General features: G+C 70.8%; 13 protein-coding genes. 7 read left to right on the forward strand and 6 right to left on the reverse strand.

The annotated features are described in order from the left end of the window. Positions 1 to 6: 6 nt before the first annotated feature. Positions 7 to 2,028, reverse strand: a complete 2,022-nt coding sequence (locus tag ETD86_RS30730) for a sensor histidine kinase (protein WP_138669962.1) — start codon at positions 2,026 to 2,028, stop codon at positions 7 to 9. A gap of 406 nt (positions 2,029 to 2,434) precedes the next feature. On the opposite strand from ETD86_RS30730, the gene ETD86_RS30735 reads away from it, so the two are divergent. Genes ETD86_RS30735 through ETD86_RS30750 form a run of 4 tightly spaced genes read left to right on the forward strand, consistent with a single transcriptional unit; the run spans position 2,435 to position 6,004 of the window. Beyond that, the gene (locus ETD86_RS30735) at positions 2,435 to 3,412 is read left to right on the forward strand and encodes an ABC transporter substrate-binding protein (protein WP_138669964.1); all 978 of its coding nucleotides are present in this window, start codon (positions 2,435 to 2,437) and stop codon (positions 3,410 to 3,412) included. Between the two features lie 47 nt (positions 3,413 to 3,459). Continuing rightward, positions 3,460 to 4,437 (forward strand): ABC transporter substrate-binding protein, encoded by a 978-nt coding sequence (locus ETD86_RS30740; protein WP_138669966.1) that lies wholly within the window; start codon positions 3,460 to 3,462, stop codon positions 4,435 to 4,437. After that, complete coding sequence (locus ETD86_RS30745) at positions 4,434 to 5,213, forward strand: ABC transporter permease (RefSeq protein WP_138669968.1); 780 nt, start codon at positions 4,434 to 4,436, stop codon at positions 5,211 to 5,213. Before ETD86_RS30740 ends, ETD86_RS30745 begins: the two co-directional genes overlap by 4 nt. Beyond that, on the forward strand, positions 5,210 to 6,004 hold the full coding sequence (locus tag ETD86_RS30750) for an ABC transporter permease (RefSeq protein WP_138669970.1): 795 nt from the start codon (positions 5,210 to 5,212) through the stop codon (positions 6,002 to 6,004). Before ETD86_RS30745 ends, ETD86_RS30750 begins: the two co-directional genes overlap by 4 nt. Here ETD86_RS30750 and ETD86_RS30755 read toward each other — a convergent pair. The 5 genes from ETD86_RS30755 to ETD86_RS30775 all read right to left on the reverse strand — a co-directional run bounded on the left by ETD86_RS30755 (position 6,001) and on the right by ETD86_RS30775 (position 10,709). After that, positions 6,001 to 7,002 (reverse strand): nitrilase-related carbon-nitrogen hydrolase, encoded by a 1,002-nt coding sequence (locus ETD86_RS30755; RefSeq protein WP_138669972.1) that lies wholly within the window; start codon positions 7,000 to 7,002, stop codon positions 6,001 to 6,003. The genes ETD86_RS30750 and ETD86_RS30755 overlap by 4 nt on opposite strands. Then, positions 6,999 to 7,436, reverse strand: a complete 438-nt coding sequence (locus tag ETD86_RS30760; protein WP_138669974.1) for a DUF3598 domain-containing protein — start codon at positions 7,434 to 7,436, stop codon at positions 6,999 to 7,001. Before ETD86_RS30760 ends, ETD86_RS30755 begins: the two co-directional genes overlap by 4 nt. Positions 7,437 to 7,440: 4 nt before the next feature. Next, positions 7,441 to 8,820 (reverse strand): aldehyde dehydrogenase family protein, encoded by a 1,380-nt coding sequence (locus ETD86_RS30765; protein WP_138669976.1) that lies wholly within the window; start codon positions 8,818 to 8,820, stop codon positions 7,441 to 7,443. Then, complete coding sequence (locus ETD86_RS30770; RefSeq protein ID WP_138669978.1) at positions 8,817 to 9,791, reverse strand: DUF1838 family protein; 975 nt, start codon at positions 9,789 to 9,791, stop codon at positions 8,817 to 8,819. The genes ETD86_RS30765 and ETD86_RS30770 overlap by 4 nt, the downstream gene beginning before the upstream one ends. A gap of 78 nt (positions 9,792 to 9,869) precedes the next feature. Next, complete coding sequence (locus tag ETD86_RS30775; protein ID WP_211370415.1) at positions 9,870 to 10,709, reverse strand: SDR family NAD(P)-dependent oxidoreductase; 840 nt, start codon at positions 10,707 to 10,709, stop codon at positions 9,870 to 9,872. Between the two features lie 99 nt (positions 10,710 to 10,808). On the opposite strand from ETD86_RS30775, the gene ETD86_RS30780 reads away from it, so the two are divergent. The 3 genes from ETD86_RS30780 (at position 10,809) to ETD86_RS30790 (ending at position 16,023) form a co-directional block, all read left to right on the forward strand. Next, complete coding sequence (locus ETD86_RS30780) at positions 10,809 to 12,167, forward strand: cytochrome ubiquinol oxidase subunit I (RefSeq protein ID WP_138669982.1); 1,359 nt, start codon at positions 10,809 to 10,811, stop codon at positions 12,165 to 12,167. 3 nt (positions 12,168 to 12,170) lie between these two features. After that, positions 12,171 to 13,193: a cytochrome d ubiquinol oxidase subunit II gene (locus ETD86_RS30785; protein WP_138669984.1), complete on the forward strand. Its 1,023-nt coding sequence runs from the start codon at positions 12,171 to 12,173 to the stop codon at positions 13,191 to 13,193. 178 nt (positions 13,194 to 13,371) lie between these two features. Then, positions 13,372 to 16,023 carry a helix-turn-helix transcriptional regulator gene (locus ETD86_RS30790; RefSeq protein ID WP_170223361.1) on the forward strand — a complete coding sequence of 884 codons (2,652 nt, stop codon included), beginning with the start codon at positions 13,372 to 13,374 and terminating at the stop codon, positions 16,021 to 16,023. Positions 16,024 to 16,091 lie beyond the last annotated feature (68 nt).

The following is a 16,091-nucleotide window of genomic DNA, read 5'->3' on the forward strand; positions in this document are numbered from 1 at the left end:
GTCGTCTTAGGGTCTCGTGGGCTCGGAGATGTGAATAAGAGACAGGGCGAAGGACGGCCAGTCGGTGGTGGACCGGTTGGGACGGGAGGCCGCACCCCAGGGGCCGGACGGCGGCGGTGTCGGGATCGTGGGATACGCGGGGGAGGTGGCGTGGAGCAGCGCGTCGGGCAGGAGCACCATGGCGATCAGGCCGCCCGTCTCGTGGGAGCGCAGTTGCACGCGGATGCCGTGGCGGTAGGCCAGCCGGGCGACCACGTACAGCCCCATGCGGCGCGAGGCCGACACGTCCACCTCGGGCACGTGGGCCAGCCGCTCGTTGGCGTGCGCCAGCTCGTTCTGGGTCATGCCGATGCCGGTGTCGGTGACGGACACCATGATGCCGCCGTCGATCGTGCCGGTGGAGACCAGCACGCGGGTGTCACGCGGCGAGAAGGAGAGCGCGTTCTCGATCAGCTCGGCCAGCAGATGGATGGTGTCGCTGACCGCCGGCCCGGCGACCGCGCCGTTCACGGTGATCTCGACGGCGACGCGCTGATAGCCTTCCACTTCGGACAAGGCGGCGCGGACGATGTCGGCCAGGCCGACCGGATGGTTCCAGCGCCGGGGCGGCTCCTGGCCGGCCAGGATGAGCAGGCTCTCGTTGTTGCGCCGCATGCGCGTGGCCAGGTGGTCGAGCGCGAAGAAGTCGGCCAGCCGCCGATCGTCCTGCTCGCCCTGCTCGAGCCCGTCGATGAGCTTGATCTGCCGCTGGACGAGCGTTTGGCTGCGCCTGGACAGGTTGACGAACATGGCGTTGATGTTCGCGCGCAGCCGGGACTCCTCGCCGGCCAGCCGGATGGCCTCGCGGTGCACCTCGTCGAAGGCCCTGGCGACCTCGCCGATCTCGTCGTAGGAGTCCACGTCGATGGGCGCGACGGTAAGAGTCGATTCATCGCCGGTCTCGCGCAGCCGGCGCACGGTCCTGGGCAGCCGGGAGCCGGCGACGTCCAGGGCCTCCCGGCGCAGCCTGCGGAGCGGGCTGACCAGGGACTGGGCCACCATGGTGGTGATCAGCAAGACGAGCAGCAGCAACAAGAGGATGTAGGTGGCGGCCACGACGGCGTCGCGGCGCGCGGCGTCCTCGAGCGTCCGGCCCTGCACGATGATCGAGGCGCCGATCCGCTTCTGCACCGCCCACATGCCGTCGACGGTGCCGCTGATCGCCGCGAACCAGAAGTCGGCGTCCTCGCCGCTCTCCGGGGCGATGTCGATGGGGCCGCTCTCGCCGGCCAGCGCGAGGGCACGCAGCCGGATCACCTCGGCCCGATCGACCAGCGTGCCGGTGACGGTGTCGTCGTACGCCTGCCGCTCCTCCAGCGTGGCCACCGACCGGAAGACCTCCAGCTCGCTCTCCTGCTGGGCCCGGGCGGCCATGAACCGGTCGAGCTCGCCGCTCTGGAACCGGCCGGCCGAGGCCACCGCCGCGAGCACGCCACGCTGCTGCGAGGCGGCCTCGTGCGCCTTGGCCAGCGCGGACAGCGCCCGCACGGCGGCGGCCAGCGTCTCGTCCTCGCCGCCCTGGGCGATCTCGTCGTGGAACTGCTGGAAGGCGACGATGATCTGGGCGTACCGCGACAGCGTGGGCAGGGCGAGCACCTCGGTCTTGAGCACCGTGGTGCGGGCCGCGCCGATCTCGGGCAGGCGGGTGAGGATCTGGCGGCCGAGCGTCCAGGCACTCTCCCCATGGTCGGTGGTGATCGCGGCGGCTTTCGCCCGCATGTCCGCGGTGGCCTGGTCGACGACGACGAACTGCTCGCGCAGCGGCTCCTCCCGCTCCGGCGTGCGGCCGGCGGCGATGTAGAGCATCGCCAGGTCCCGCTCGAGCGCCAGCTGATGGGCGACCTCGGTGACCGAGGCGCTGAGCTCGGCCTTGTCCAGAATGCGCTGGTACTGGCCGGCCGCGTTCCACGAGGCGATGACCTGCTGCGCCCCGACCAGAACCCCCAGCACGGTCGGGATGAGAATCAGCGCGATCAGCCGCGAACGCACCTTCAAATCGCGGAGCCGGAATCGGCGACCACGTGGGTTCTTCGTCCGGTTATGCACTGATTTGGAGGCCAATGGAGGGCCGGGAGGACGAATGTCCACAGTCGCCTGATTCACCCCGCTGGATCCCTCTCACCGAAAACACATCTTGGTACGGGAGGCGGCCTCTGCTCGCCCTTGTGTACGAAGAGCAATTTGAGCATACCGGTGCGGGATGGACTAGTCTCGCAGACTTACAAGACATCTGACATTTTAGAAATGTCAGACTGACTCATATTTCGGACATGTGGGGACAAGGGGTGACGATTGACTGAGCCGTTCGTCAGGATCATTTCATGGCATTCGTCGCACTCGCTGCTGTAAGATCACCGCCCGGCCTTTCGACGCTTGACGCGCCAAGGGAGAACTCATGGAATCGGGGCCCGCTTTCCGGGCGTGGCTGGCGGTGCTCGGCACGATCCTCGTGACGGCGGCGTGCACCGGCGTGGCTGTCGGACCGGCCCCGTCCAGCGGTCTGGAAAAGACTTCGCTGCTCATCGGCATCAGCCCCACGCCGTCCTCCGCGGGGGTGTTCATCGCCGACCGCAAGGGCTTCTTCAAGGAAGAGGGCCTGACCGTCAAGATGGAGACGATCCAGGCGCCGCAGGCGGTGATGCCCAGGATCCTCAACGGCAGCATCGACGTCTTCAAGGGCAGCTACGTCTCGCTCATCAACGTTCAAGGCAGTGGCACGGCCAAACTGAAGATCCTCTACGATGCTCTGCAGGCCTCGCCCGGCATCGCCGGCGTCGTGGTGCCGCAGGATTCGGAGTTACAGAAGGCCCAGGATCTCAAGGACAAGACGATCGCCGTCAATTCGCTCAACAACCTCGGCACGATGTCCGTGAGCGCGCATCTGAAGCCCTATGGGGTGACGCCGGAGCAGGTGAAGTTCGTCGTCGTGGACTTCCACAACCAGTTGGTGGCGCTCAAGAAGAAGCAGGTGGACGCGGCGTGGATGGTGGAGCCGTTCCTGTCCAGCGCCCAGAACGCCGGTGTGCGGCTGCTGCTGGACACCAACACGGGACCGACTGACAAGCTGCCGATCGACGGGTGGGCCGCGACGGAGGACTGGGTGCGGAAATATCCCAAGACCGCGGCCGCCTTCCAGCGGGCGCTGGCCAAGGGGCAGACGCTGGCCGCGACCGACCGTGTCCTCCTGGCCGAGACCGTCGCCAGCTACACACAGACGCCCAAGGAAGCGGCGATGACCATGGCGATGGGGACCTTCCCCACGTCGCTCAACCCCACCCGCATCCAGCGAGTCGCCGACCTGATGTTCCAGTTCGGCTACCTCAAGACCGAGGTCGACGTAGCGTCGATGGTTGCCGCCGGTCCCGGCCGGTAGCCGCGAGGCGTGCTCCACCTGATGACAGGACCCAGAAAGGCAGTGGCATGAAGCTGGCCAGGATCGTCGTCGCGGGTATGGCGATCGCGCTGACAGTGAGCGCGTGCGGAGGAGGGGGCGGGACCGACACGGGCGGGACGGCGTCCTCGGGTGGATTGGAGAAGACGCAGCTTCTGATCGGCGTGGTGCCGGTGCCGTCGTCGGCGCCGCTGTTCATCGCCGAGAAGCGCGGTTTCTTCAAGGAAGAGGGGCTGACCGTCAAGACGGAGATCATCCAGGCGCCGCAGGCGGTCATGCCGAAGATCCTCAACGGCAGCATGGACGCCTTCCTGACGAGCTACGTGTCGCTGATGGCGATCAACGACTCGGGCGCGGCCAAACTGAAGCTCTTCCAGCACAGCCAGGAGGCCGCCCCGAACGTGGCCGGCGTCGTGGTGGCCAAGGGTTCGCCGATCAAGTCGCCGGCCGACCTCAAGGGCAAGACGATCGCGGTCAACGTGCTGAAGGCGCTCGGGCAGACGCTGACCAACGCCCACCTGCAGGAGGCCGGGCTCAAGCCGGAGGACGCCAAGTACGTTCCCGTGCCGTTCGCCGACCAGATCAGCGCGCTGTCCTCCGGCAAGGTGGACGCGGCCTGGCTGGTGGAGCCCTTCCTGACCGCTGCCAAGAAGGGTGGCGCCACCCAGATCATCGACACCACCAGCGGCGTCACGGCCGGCGTGCCGATCGACGGGTGGGGCGTCAGCGAGGACTGGCTGGCCAAGAACCCGAAGACGGCGGCCGCCCTGCACCGCGCGCTGGCCAAGGCCCAGCAGATCGCCGGCTCCGACCGCAAGGCGATCGACGAGGTCGTGCCGACGTACACGCAGATCCCGGCGGACGCGGCGGCGGCCATGACGCTCGGCACGTTCTCGATGGAGGCCGACAAGGCCACCGTGCAGAAGCTGGCCGACCTGCTGCACGGCTATGGCTACCTCAAGGCGAAGGTGGACACGGCGCAGCTGTTCGCGCCGATGAGCGGATGACCGGCGGGCGCCTGGAGCGGGGGCTCCTGGGTGCCGCCGGGGTCGTGGGGTTCCTCGCGATCGCCGAGCTGGTGGGACGGGCCGGGCTCGTTCCCGACGTGATGCCGTACATGTCGGAAGTGCTGGCGGCGGCGGCGTTGCTGCCGATGGAGGAGCAGTTCCGCGCTGACGTGCTGGCCACGCTGGCGGCCTGCCTGAGCGGGCTGGCGATCGCGATCGCGGTGGCCGTGCCCGCCGGGCTGCTGCTCGGCACGGTGCCGTTCCTGGAGCGCTCGACGCGGCCGCTGGTGGAGTTCCTGCGGCCGATCCCGTCGGTGTCGCTGATCCCGCTGGCGGTGTTCGTCTTCCCGGACAGCCACGACGCCAAGACCGCGCTGGTCGTCTACACGTGCTCGTGGCCGCTGCTGATCAACACGATGTACGGCCTGAGCGACGTCGACCCGCTGGCCAAGGACACGCTGCGGAGCTTCGGCTTCGGCCCGCTGGCGGTGGTGCTGCGGGTGAGCCTGCCGAGCGCGGCGCCGTTCATCGCCACCGGCGTACGCATCGCCGTGTCCGTCACCCTGATCGTGGCCGTGAGCGTGGAGCTGCTGGCCCCGGGCGGGGGCGGGATGGGCGCGTTCCAGTCGCTGGCGGGCAGCGCGAACCGGGCCGACCGGGTGTTCGCGGTGGTCGTGTGGGCCGGGCTCATCGGGCTGGCCGCCAACGTGCTGTTCACCGCGGCCGAGCGGCGCGTCTTCCGCTGGCACCAGGCCCGTACGGGGGACGCCGCATGAACCGGCAGCCGCTCTGGCCGCGTTATTGGCCGCGTTATTGGCTGCTACCCGTGGCCGTCCTCGCCTGGGAGCTGGCCGCCCGGTCGGCGCAGGCCGCCTACTTCCCGCCGCCGTCGCGGATCGTGGTCAGGTTGCACGAGATGTGGTTCTCGGGGCCGATCTGGCGGGCGTTCCTGACCGACGAGGCCATCGCCGACCTGCTGCCGAGCCTGGCCAGGTTGTTCACCGGCTGGGGCGTGGCGTGCGCGGCCGGCGTGCTGGCCGGGGTCGCGCTCGGCCGCTCGTACCTGCTGTCGGCGCTGGTGGAGCCGCTGGTGCACTTCGGCAGGTCGGTGCCGCCCGCGACATTGGTGCCGGTCTTCCTGCTGCTGTTCAAGATCGGCACCCCGATGGAGCTGGCCGCGATCGTGTACGGCGTCATCTGGCCGGTGCTGATCAACTCCATGGACGGCGCCCGCCACGTCGACCGCCAGTACATCGAGACCGGCGCCGTCTACCGGCTGAGCGCCTGGCACCGGCTGACCCGGATCATCCTGCCCGCCGCCTCCCCGAAGATCTTCGCCGGGCTGCGGCTGAGCGTGTCCCTGGCGCTCATCATGATGGTCATCTCGGAGCTGGTCGGCAGCAGCGAGGGCATTGGTCACCGCATGCTGGAAGCACAGAGCCAGTTCGACATCCCCGCCTTGTGGGCCGTGATCGTGCTGCTCGGGCTGCTCGGCATCGCGCTCAACACCGCGTTCCTGGGAGTCGAGCGGCTGCTGTTGTCCTGGCACCGCGGCGCCCGCGGCTAGCCGTACAACCGCTCGATCGTCTCGGCCTGCCGGGTGCGGAACCAGGCGCGATCCCGGGCGCCGCCCGCCAGCCCGCCGGGCGGCTCGCCGTCGTGCCTGGCGTACTCCTCGGCCCACAACGCGGTCTTCACGCGGCTCGGCAGGTTGGCCATGCCGGGCCGCCGCCGCGCCCGGCGCAGGACGGTGAGGTCGAGCTCCGCCGCGGCCACCAGCGACTCGCCCGCGCCGGCCTGCGCGAGCGCCCGGCCCTCGTGGTCGATCAGCTCCGAGCCGCCGTTGGTGGAGTCGCCGGGGATGGCGATGCCGGACAGGCCGCCGGTGTTGGCCGACACCACGTAGGCCAGGTTCTCCACCGCTCTGGCCCGGCGGGCGATCGCCTTGGGCGTCAGCGCCGGGGACGACGCCTCGGACGTGGGGTGGCAGAACACCTCCGCGCCGCGCAGCGCCAGCGCGCGGGCCAGCTCTGGCATCAGGATCTCCTCCGAGGCCAGCACCGCCAGGTTGCCGATCTCGGTGCGGGCCACCGGCAGCACGCCGTCCATGCCGTAGATCTCCACGTAGTCGCCCCACACGTCGTACGGGGTCGGCGTGAACATCGAGTGCAGCCTGCGGTACCGCAACACCGTCTTCCCGGCGGGGGAGAGGATCACCGACGCCTGGAAGTACAACTCGGGGAAGTGCTCGTCACGCTCGTAGGCGTTCACGCACAGGAACACGTCGTGCGCGACGGCGATCCCGGCGAGTGCCCGGTACTCCGGGCCGTCGGGATCGAGCGCGGCCTGCTCCCGCCACTCGGCGAAGCTCTCCCGCATCGGGAAGCCGGTCAGCACGTACTCGGGGAGCACCACCAGCCGCAGGCCGGGCCCCAGCCATGCCTTCGAGCCGCCGACCTGCGCGCCGATCCGCTCGATCGCGGCGCGGATCTCGGCCCGTGGATCGGCGGCCCCGTTGATGGACCGGGTCCGCACCTGCAGCGCCAGCGCGGTATAGGCGGTCATGCCACGCGCCTCTCGTCGATCAGGGTGCGCCGCACGCACACGCCGTCCTCCAGCCACTGCCAGACCCGGCTGCGCGACTTGCCGTCCGCACTCAGCACGATCATCTCGAACAGCCGCAGCGGCTGCCCCTTGTACTCCCAGGTGAGGTAGATCGTGCTGTCGTCCACCTCCCAGAACACGCCCTTGAGCCGGTCGGTGTCGAAGCCGCACCGCCCGCCGCCGAGGTACGCGCCGGGAAACTCGTGCACCTCGGTGCGCCCGTCGTCCCAGGTGTAGCGGTTGACCTGGTGGTAGGCGTCGTCGCCGACGATGCGGCAGGTCATCCGGACGCGGTGCCGGTCGAGCAGGGTCCCGTCGCGGCCGAGGTGGAGGTACTCGCCCTCCCACTCGCCCTCGTGCCGGGCCAGCAGCGGCATGCCGGCGCGCAGTCCCATCCGGTTACTCCTTCGTCGCGTGCCACCACGGGTCGGCGGCGTCGGATCGGTTGACCAGGAAGGCCCGGCGGCGGAGGAAGCGGTTGATGGAGGCGGTGCCCATGCGGGAGCCGCCGAGTCCGGACAGCCGGAAGGAGTGTTTCTCGCCCTCGTGCACGAGCGCGGTCAGCGAGGCGTCGTTGACGCTCACCGCCCCGGCGTGCAGCCGGGCCGCCACGGCCCTGGCCGCCTCCTCCGTGGCGGCGAAGACCGCCGCCGACAGCCCGTACACCGAGTCGTTGGCCGCCGCGACCGCCTCGTCCACGCCGTCCACGGCCATGACCGGCAACAGCGGGCCGAACGTCTCCTCCGTCATCACCAGCATCGTGTGGTCGACCCCGGACAACACGGTCGGGCGGCACCAGTGGCCGCCGCCGTGCCGCTCGATCACCCCGCCCGTGTGCACGACCGCGCCCTTGCCCACGGCGTCGGCCAGGTGCGCGGCGATCAGGTCGGGTTGCTCCGGTGCGATGATCGGCCCGATGGGCCCGCCCTCGCAGGTCAGGCCGACCTGGGCGGCCTTGCCGGCGAGCAGCGCCAGGAACTCGTCGTGCACCTCGCGGGCCACGTAGACCCGCTCGATGGACTGACAGGCCTGCCCGGCGTTGGCGGTGCCGCCCCACAGGATTGCCGAGCTCGCCCGGTCGAGGTCGGCGCCGGCCAGCACGATCGCCGGGTCCTTGCCACCGAGCTCCAGGTACGCGGGCACGAAAGCGCGGGCGGCGGCCTGCGCCACCAGCCGCCCGGTCGGCACGCTGCCGGTGAACACCACGGCGTCCACCAGGTCCACCAGCGCCGCCCCCGTCGCGCCGTCGCCCTCGACGACCCGCAGCGGCAACCCGTCGGGCACCAGCCGCATGAGCGGCTCGATGAACCTGGGCGTCACCTCGCTCGGCTTGACCACCACCGCGCAGCCGGCGGCCAGCGCCGGCACGGCGTCTATGAGGCCGAGCAGCAGCGGGAAGTTCCACGGGGTGATCGCCCCGACCAGCTCGTACGGCACCGCGTCCCCGCCGACGTGCACGCCGGGCAACGAGGCGGGGAACTCGGCGGGCGGCGCCAGCAGCACGGGCGCCTGGCGTACCCACCGGTCGATCAGACCGGCCACGATCTGCCGCTCCAGCAGCGACTCCGCGACTCTGCCCGTGTCGGCCACCAGCGCGGCGAGCAGAGTGTCGTCGTCGGCGAGCGCGGCGCCGAACCGCGACAGCAGCGCGCCGCGGTCGGCGTCCCGCCAGGCGGGGGCCATGGCGCGCAGCTCCGCCGCGACGCCGGCGAGCCGCTCGGGCCGGACCGGATCGAGCGGCCGCTCGATCCGGCCGGTGACCGGGTTGCGGACGTTCATGGGCGGCCGTTGGCGGCGCACCAGCCTGCCCAGGTGGTGGCGCCCTTGCCGAGCTGCTTGTTGTAGAAGGACGTCCAGGAGTTCTCGCTCGGGCCAGGAGCGGTGGGAGCGGCTGTGTACAGCGGGTGATTGGCTTCGACCTCGGCTCGCAGCCACGGCTCGATGGCGGCGTAGGAGCTCAACGACCAGCTGCGGGCGTGGTAGGTGAGCTGGCCGCGCACGTCGCTCTCGGCCAGGCACATGAACGGCGTCCACGGGCTGGTCCGCGCCCAGCTGATCTTCGTCTTCATCGCGCTGGCCGGGACGCCGGAGCCGGTGCGCGCCGCGACCTCGTTGTCGTCGACGGAGAAGTCGAACATCTCCTGCGCGGCGTACACGCCTCCGGTCAGGCCGAATCCCTCGCCGAGCGTGGTGCCGAAGTTCGTGCGCACGGGGATGTCGCTGGTCCACACGGTCTCGTCGTGCAGGTCCTGCAGCGGCGGGCCCACGTAGGAGGAGGTGATGGTGAACGGGCCGAAGTTCACCGCGTCGTTGTTGATGGGGACGACCGGGTAGGTCTTGCCGTCGATCGGGTTCTTCCACTCGCGCAGGATGCGCTGCGGGTCCGCGGGGTCGGTGTAGAAGACGATCTCCCGGGAGAGCTGGTAGAGCTGGTTCGTGTCGGGGACCCGGTAGAGCCGCCGGATGTTGTAGCCCTCGATGTTGAAGAGTTTCTGGCCGTGCCGCATCGCCGGGTCCAGGCTGTTGCCCTCGATGTTCGCGTACACCGAGCCGGAGATCCGGAACACCATGTCTTTCCCGTCCGGACGTCCGAATGTCTGGAGGGAGAGTTTGCCGCTCTTGTCGGTGACCGTCGCGTAGACGGGCCCGGGGTGTGTGGGGAGGGCGGACGTGCCGTCCGCCGCCGCGCCGGGAATGCCGACGAATAGGACAATGAGGGCCGAAAGCCCCGCAATACCTCGTTTGATCACGTACGCCCTCCGGGCGGTGAAGGAACGAACAACCTCACATTGTGATCATGCCGGGCAAAGGATTGTCCAGCCTGTCGATCAGCTGTCCGGAAACGGGGGAATTGTCGGGTTCTCGCCGTGGAGGATCTGCGTCATCCGGTGCTCGATGTGCCCGGCGTGCTCGGGGTGCGTCAGGATGTAGAACCGTTCCTCGCGAATCGCCTGCACCACCTCCTCGCCGACGACTCGCGGGCTGAGGCCGAGTGCGAACCCCTGCCGGGCGGCGTCGACGGACCAGCCGCTCGGAAACGGGCCGGCATCAGGAAATCGGGCCGGCCGGTTGCGCTGGGAATTGAAGATGTTCGTGTTGACCACGCCGGGACACAGGACCGATATGCGCGGTTTGAAACCGCCACAGATGACTTCCAGATGAACGGTTTCTGACAATGCGATGACGGCCGACTTTGTCACCCCGTACAACGAGCCGCCCGTCAGCAGGCCGGCAATTGACGCTGTGTTGACGATGTGCGCGTCCTCGTCCTGCTCGATCATCACGGGCAGGAACGTGTTGATCCCGTGCACGACGCCCATCAGGTTCACACCGAGGATCCACGCCCAGTCGTCGAGCGTGCTCTCCCAGCTCGGCCTGCTGCCGGTGTGGACGCCGGCGTTGTTGCACAACACGTGGACGGCGCCGTATTTGCCGAGCGTGGAGTCGGCGAGCGCGGCGACGTCCGCCGCCTGCGACACGTCGGCCGGCACGGCGTGCACGTCCGCGCCTCCCTCGCGCAACTCGGCCGCCGTGGAGCGTAGTGCCGTCTCCTCCACGTCGCTCAGCACCACGCGCATTCCCGCGGTGGCGAACGCCTCGGCCATTCCGCGTCCGATGCCGCTCGCCGCGCCGGTGATGACGGCGACTTTGGACTCGAGGGTTTTCATGGAAAGACAGATTAGAGAAGCAACGTTGCACCGACATCCGCCTTTGGATTGATGTATTCCACCTGCCATTCGGTTACCGTCGGAAATGGGGGAACGGGGATGATCACTCTGACGGTGGACGGCATCGCCGATCTCGGCGCGGCCAGGATGCAGATGGCCCTGTCGCTCGGCTGGCACATCGTCGTCGCCTGCCTGGGCGTCGGCATGCCGGCCATCACGCTGCTCGCCGAGTGGCGCGGCCACCGCACCGGCGACGTCCACTACCGGCTGCTGGCCCGCCGGTGGGCCCGGGCGCTGGGCGTGTTGTTCGCGGTCGGCGCGGTGTCGGGGACGATCCTGTCGTTCGAGATGGGACTGCTCTGGCCTGGACTGATGGGGACCTACGGCGAGATCATCGGGCTGCCGTTCTCGCTGGAGGGCATCGCGTTCTTCATCGAGGCCATCTTCCTCGGCATCTACCTGTACGCCTGGGATCGCCTGCCGCCGACGGCGCACTTGCTGTCCGGCATCCCGATCGTGCTGGCGGGGGTGGCCAGCGCGTTCTTCGTCGTCTGCGCCAACGCCTGGATGCAGCAGCCGGTCGGATTCACGGCCGAGAACGGCCGCATCGCCACGGTGGACCCGTGGGCGGCCATGTTCAACCCGGCGGCGCCCACTCTGACCGTCCACATGATCCTGGCCGCGTTCATGGTCGCCGGGTTCACCATGGCGAGCGTGTACGCCGTCGCCATGCTGCGCGGCCGGCGCGACCGCTACCACCGGCTCGGCCTGCTACTCCCGCTGACCGTCGCGGCGATCGTCACTCCGGTGCAGATCGGCGTGGGCGACTGGGCCGCGCACGCCGTCGCGAACAATCAGCCGGTCAAGCTCGCCGCCATGGAGGGCGTGTTCGAGACCGCCCGAGGGGTCCCGCTCCACCTGGGCGGCATCGAGATCGACGGCGAGTTGCGGTACGCGCTGGAGATCCCCAACGCGCTGTCGCTCCTGGCCCACTGGGATCCGCATGCCGAGATCCGCGGGCTGAACGAGGTCCCGCCCGCCGACCGGCCGCCGGTCAACGTCGTGCACTGGGCGTTCCAGATCATGGTGGGGCTGGGCTTCGCCCTGCTGGTCCTGGCGGTCTGGCTGGCGCTGTCCTGGAAACGACGGCGTGATCTGCCGAGCTCGCCCTGGTTCCTGCGCGCGACGGCGTGTTCGGGCGTGGCCGCGGTGGCGGCGCTGGAGGCCGGCTGGATCGTCACCGAGGTGGGCCGGCAGCCGTGGATCGTGTACGGCGTGCAGCGGACGTCGGAGGCGGTCAACCCGGCGCCCGGCCTGGTGTACGGGTTCGTCCTGGTGACCGCGGTCTACGTGGCGCTCACCGTGGCCACCGTCTACGTGCTGCGCCGGCTGGCCCGCGACGTCCCCGTGCCGATCGCGCCGCAGGAGCGTGACGTCACCGACTACAAGGTCGTGTGACGCATGCCGCTGCCGGAGATCATGCTGGCCGTCCTGTGGGTCGGGCTGACCGCGTACGTGCTGTTCGCCGGCGCGGACTTCGGCGGCGGGATCTGGGACCTGCTGGCCGGCGGAGCGGTGACGGGGCGGCGGCAGCGGGCGCTGGTCGAGCACTCCATCGGCCCCGTCTGGGAGGCCAACCACGTCTGGCTGATCTTCGTCATCGTGCTGATGTGGACCGGCATTCCGCCGGTGTTCGCCGCGGTCGCCTCCACCCTCTACATCCCGCTCACGCTGGCGGCGCTGGGCATCATCGGGCGGGGCGCCGCGTTCGCCTTCCGCAAGGTCTCCACCGAGTTGTGGCAGCAGCGGCTGTTCGGCGCCACCTTCGCCTTCTCCTCCGTCGTCACGCCGTTCTTCCTCGGCACGGTGGCCGGGGCGATCGCCTCGGGCAGGGTGCCGCCGGGCATCGCCAAGGGCGACCTCGTCGGCAGCTGGGTCAATCCCACGTCGCTGGCGGCGGGCGCGCTCGCCGTGGGCACCGCCGCGTATCTGGCCGCCGTCTACCTGACCCGCGACGCCGAGCGCGCCGGCGCCGCCGACCTCGTGGACGCCTTCCGGCGGCGTGCCCTGGGCTGCGGCGCGGTCGTCGGAGTGCTGTCGGCTGTGGGCCTGCTCGTGCTCCGCGCCGACGCGCCCGCCCTGTTCGCGGAGATCACCTCCGGCCGCGCCCTGCCCTTGCTGCTGTTGTCCGTCGTGGCCGGCCTGGCCTCGCTGGTGCTGCTGTGGCGGCGCGCCTACCTCGCCGTACGCGTCACCGCCGCGCTCGCCGTGACGGGCCTGTTGTGGGGGTGGGGCGTCGGCCAGTACCCGTCCCTGCTGCCCGGCGTCTCGCTCGCCGACGCGGCGGCCACCGACACGGTCCTGGCGGCCAGCCTGGGCTCGCTGGCCGTGGGCGCGTTGTTGCTGCTCCCGTCGTTGTGGTGGTTGTACGCCACCTTCCAACGGGACCGCGTCGCCGCTCGCCCGGACCGGCGGCCAGATTGATCGCCACGGCCAGGATCCCGGTGTGGAAGAGGTAGCGCGCCGGCCGTCGTAGGGGAGGCCGCGGGCCCGTTCCGGCCGTGCCGAGGCCTCGTCCCCGGCACGTGGTGCGCGAAAGATCTTGACAGGCATGAGATTCGCCCGTCCCGGAGCAGGAAAGCGCTTCATCGGAGGCAGCGACATGCGGGGACGTGAACGGGAGTGGCGCCACGTCGTCGGCCTGCTGCGGGTGCTGCGACGGCGTGGCGGGACCCTCCTGGTCGACGGCGAACCGGGCGCGGGGCGGAGCCGGCTGCTCGCCGAGGCCGCCGCCGAGGCCTCCGCACGCGGCATCGACGTCGTCCGGGGCGGCGTGGCGGAGCTGGGGGAGCTCGTTCCGTGCGGCGTGTTGCTGGAGGCGCTCGACCTGGGCGCCGAACCGGAGGACGCCGTCCCCGTGGGATCGGGAACGCGGTTGCTGGACCGGCTGAAGGCGGCCTTCGACGCCAGGGCTCCCTTGCTGGCCGTGCTCGACGACCTGCACCGCGCGGATCCGGTGACGCTGAAGATCCTCCGCACCCTGCACGAGTTGCTCGCCGACCGGCCCGTCGGCTGGTTGCTGAGCCGGTCGACAGCCGTGCGGGACTGTCCGGCCGCCGCCCTGTTCAACTTGCTGGAACGGCATGGGGCCAGGCGGACGACGCTTGCCCCGCTCTCGCCGGACGCCGTCACGGAGCTGGCCACGGACACGCTGGGCGAACGGCCCGACGCGGCGACGCAAGCGCTCGTGGCGGCCGCCGGCGGCAATCCGCTGCTGATCACTGAGCTGCTCGCCGGCCTCCGCGACGAAGGCCTGCTCCGAGCGGCGGCGCCGGGCGGGCGCCTGCCCGCCCAGCTGCGGACGGTGGTGCGGAACTGGGTCGATCCCCTGGGTGCGGAGGCCAGGAGCCTGGTGGAGACGGTCGCGGTGCTCGGCGGATCGTTGTCGCTCGAACACGCCACGTCGTTGCTGGGCACCACGCCCGCCGCGCTGCTCCCGGCGATGGAGGAGTCCACGGCGGCGGGCGTCCTGGTCGTGACCGCGCACGGCCTCGCCTTCCGTCATGAGCTGGTCAGGGACGTCGTCGCCACCTGGGTCCCGCCCCCCGTCCGGGAGGCGGTGCTGGAGCAGTTCGGCGTGCTCGAGGACGCCGTCACCGCGGCGGCGCCCGCCGTCGCCGCCATGGACGCCGCGATCGCCGACGGGCGGCTGCGGGAGGCCGAGCGCATGGTCAGGAGGCGCCTCGCCCATCACGGGTCCGTGCCGGTCATGGCCGAGCTGCGGTCCCTCCTGTCCGAGATCATGTACCTGACCGGCCGGGGCGAGGAGGCCGTCAGGGAGGCCGAGACGGTGCTGGCCGTTCCCGGCCTGCCCGAGCACGTCCGCGACCGGGTGATCCTCGTGCGGCTGTACGCGGTCACGCGCCGGCGAAGCGGCGGCGTCGCGGCGGCGTACGCGAACGAGGTCCTGGAGGAACGGTCCCGGCACGGTCCCGCGGCCACGGCCGCCGCGCTGATCGCCCGCGCCACGGCCGAACGGGAGGAAGGGCGGTTCGAGACCGCGCTGGCACTGGCCGAGGAGGCCCGCCGCCTGACCGAGGACGCCCGTCGCCTGGCCGAGGACGCCCGCCGCCTGGCGGACGACGCCCGCCGTCTGGCCGAGGACGCCCACCGGCCGGCCGAGGAGGCACCGGTCGGCGCGGACCGGACCGAGCAGCGTCGTTATGAGGTGTGCCTCGCCACCGCCGCCCTGCTCACGGACGTGTACCGGCTCGACGAGGCCAGGACACTGCTCCGGCAGGTGCGCAAGGACATGTACGCCGGCGGCCACCTGGCGTGGGCCGCGGACGCCGCGGCGCTGGAGGCCCGCGCCGAGCTGGCGGCGGGCCGGCTCGACGGTGCGACCGATGAGGCGGAGCGCGCCCTGGACCTCGCCGGCGCACTCGACACGCCCCTGTCCGCCGCGGCCGCCGGCGCCGTGCTCGCCGCCGTCGCACTCCGGCGTGGCGACCTGCGCGAGGCGACACGACATGTCGCGGACCCACCCGAGGGCTCGCTGGAGTCACGTACCCGGCACACCCTGCTGGCCGCGCAGATCACGGAGGCACGTGACGGCCCGCGCAGCGCGATGTCCCTGCTCGCCGGCCTCTCCTGGCCGCTGGCGCTCGCCATGGAGCCCACGGCGGGCCCGTGGCTGGTCAGGGCCGCGCTCGGCGCCGAGGACCGGGCGGCGGCCGAGTCCGTCGCCGCCGCGGCGGACACCCTCAGCCGGGCCAACACGGAGCTCCCCGCGCTGGCCGCGTCCGCGGCGCACGCCTGGGGCCTGCTCGCCGGCGACCGCGACGCTCTCGCCCGCGCCGCCGGACAGGCCGTGGACGTATGGGCGCGGGGCTCCGCCGAGGAGGATCTCGGCGTGGCGCTCGAGGCGGCCGGGCAGCGCGAAAAGGCGACCATGAGCCTGGACCGCGCTCTGGCGGCGTACGCCGAGACGGGAGCCGTCAGGGACGCGGCCCGCATCCGGCAGCGGTTGCGCGGTATGGGCGTACGCCACCGGCACTGGAACTCCGCCAAACGGCCGGCGTCCGGCTGGGACAGCCTCACCGAGACCGAGTACACCGTTTCCCTGCTGGTCGTGGACGGGTGGACCAACAGGCAGATCGCCGAGCAGATGTTCATCAGCGTGCACACGGTCACGTTCCATCTGCGGCAGGTCTACCGGAAGCTGAGCATCAACTCCCGCGTCGAGCTCGCCCGCCTCGCGGTGGCACAGGGACGCGTCGACCCCGGCCGGGCGAATGACGGCAGACGAGACTGACTACACGTCTGGGGGATGTGGCCGGGAGGGGCCAGGAGCAGGGTCGGAACTGTAGGCACAGGACGTCT

Origin of the sequence: Nonomuraea turkmeniaca, from assembly GCF_005889735.1 — a bacterium.
GTDB classification, from domain to species: Bacteria; Actinomycetota; Actinomycetes; order Streptosporangiales; family Streptosporangiaceae; genus Nonomuraea; species Nonomuraea turkmeniaca.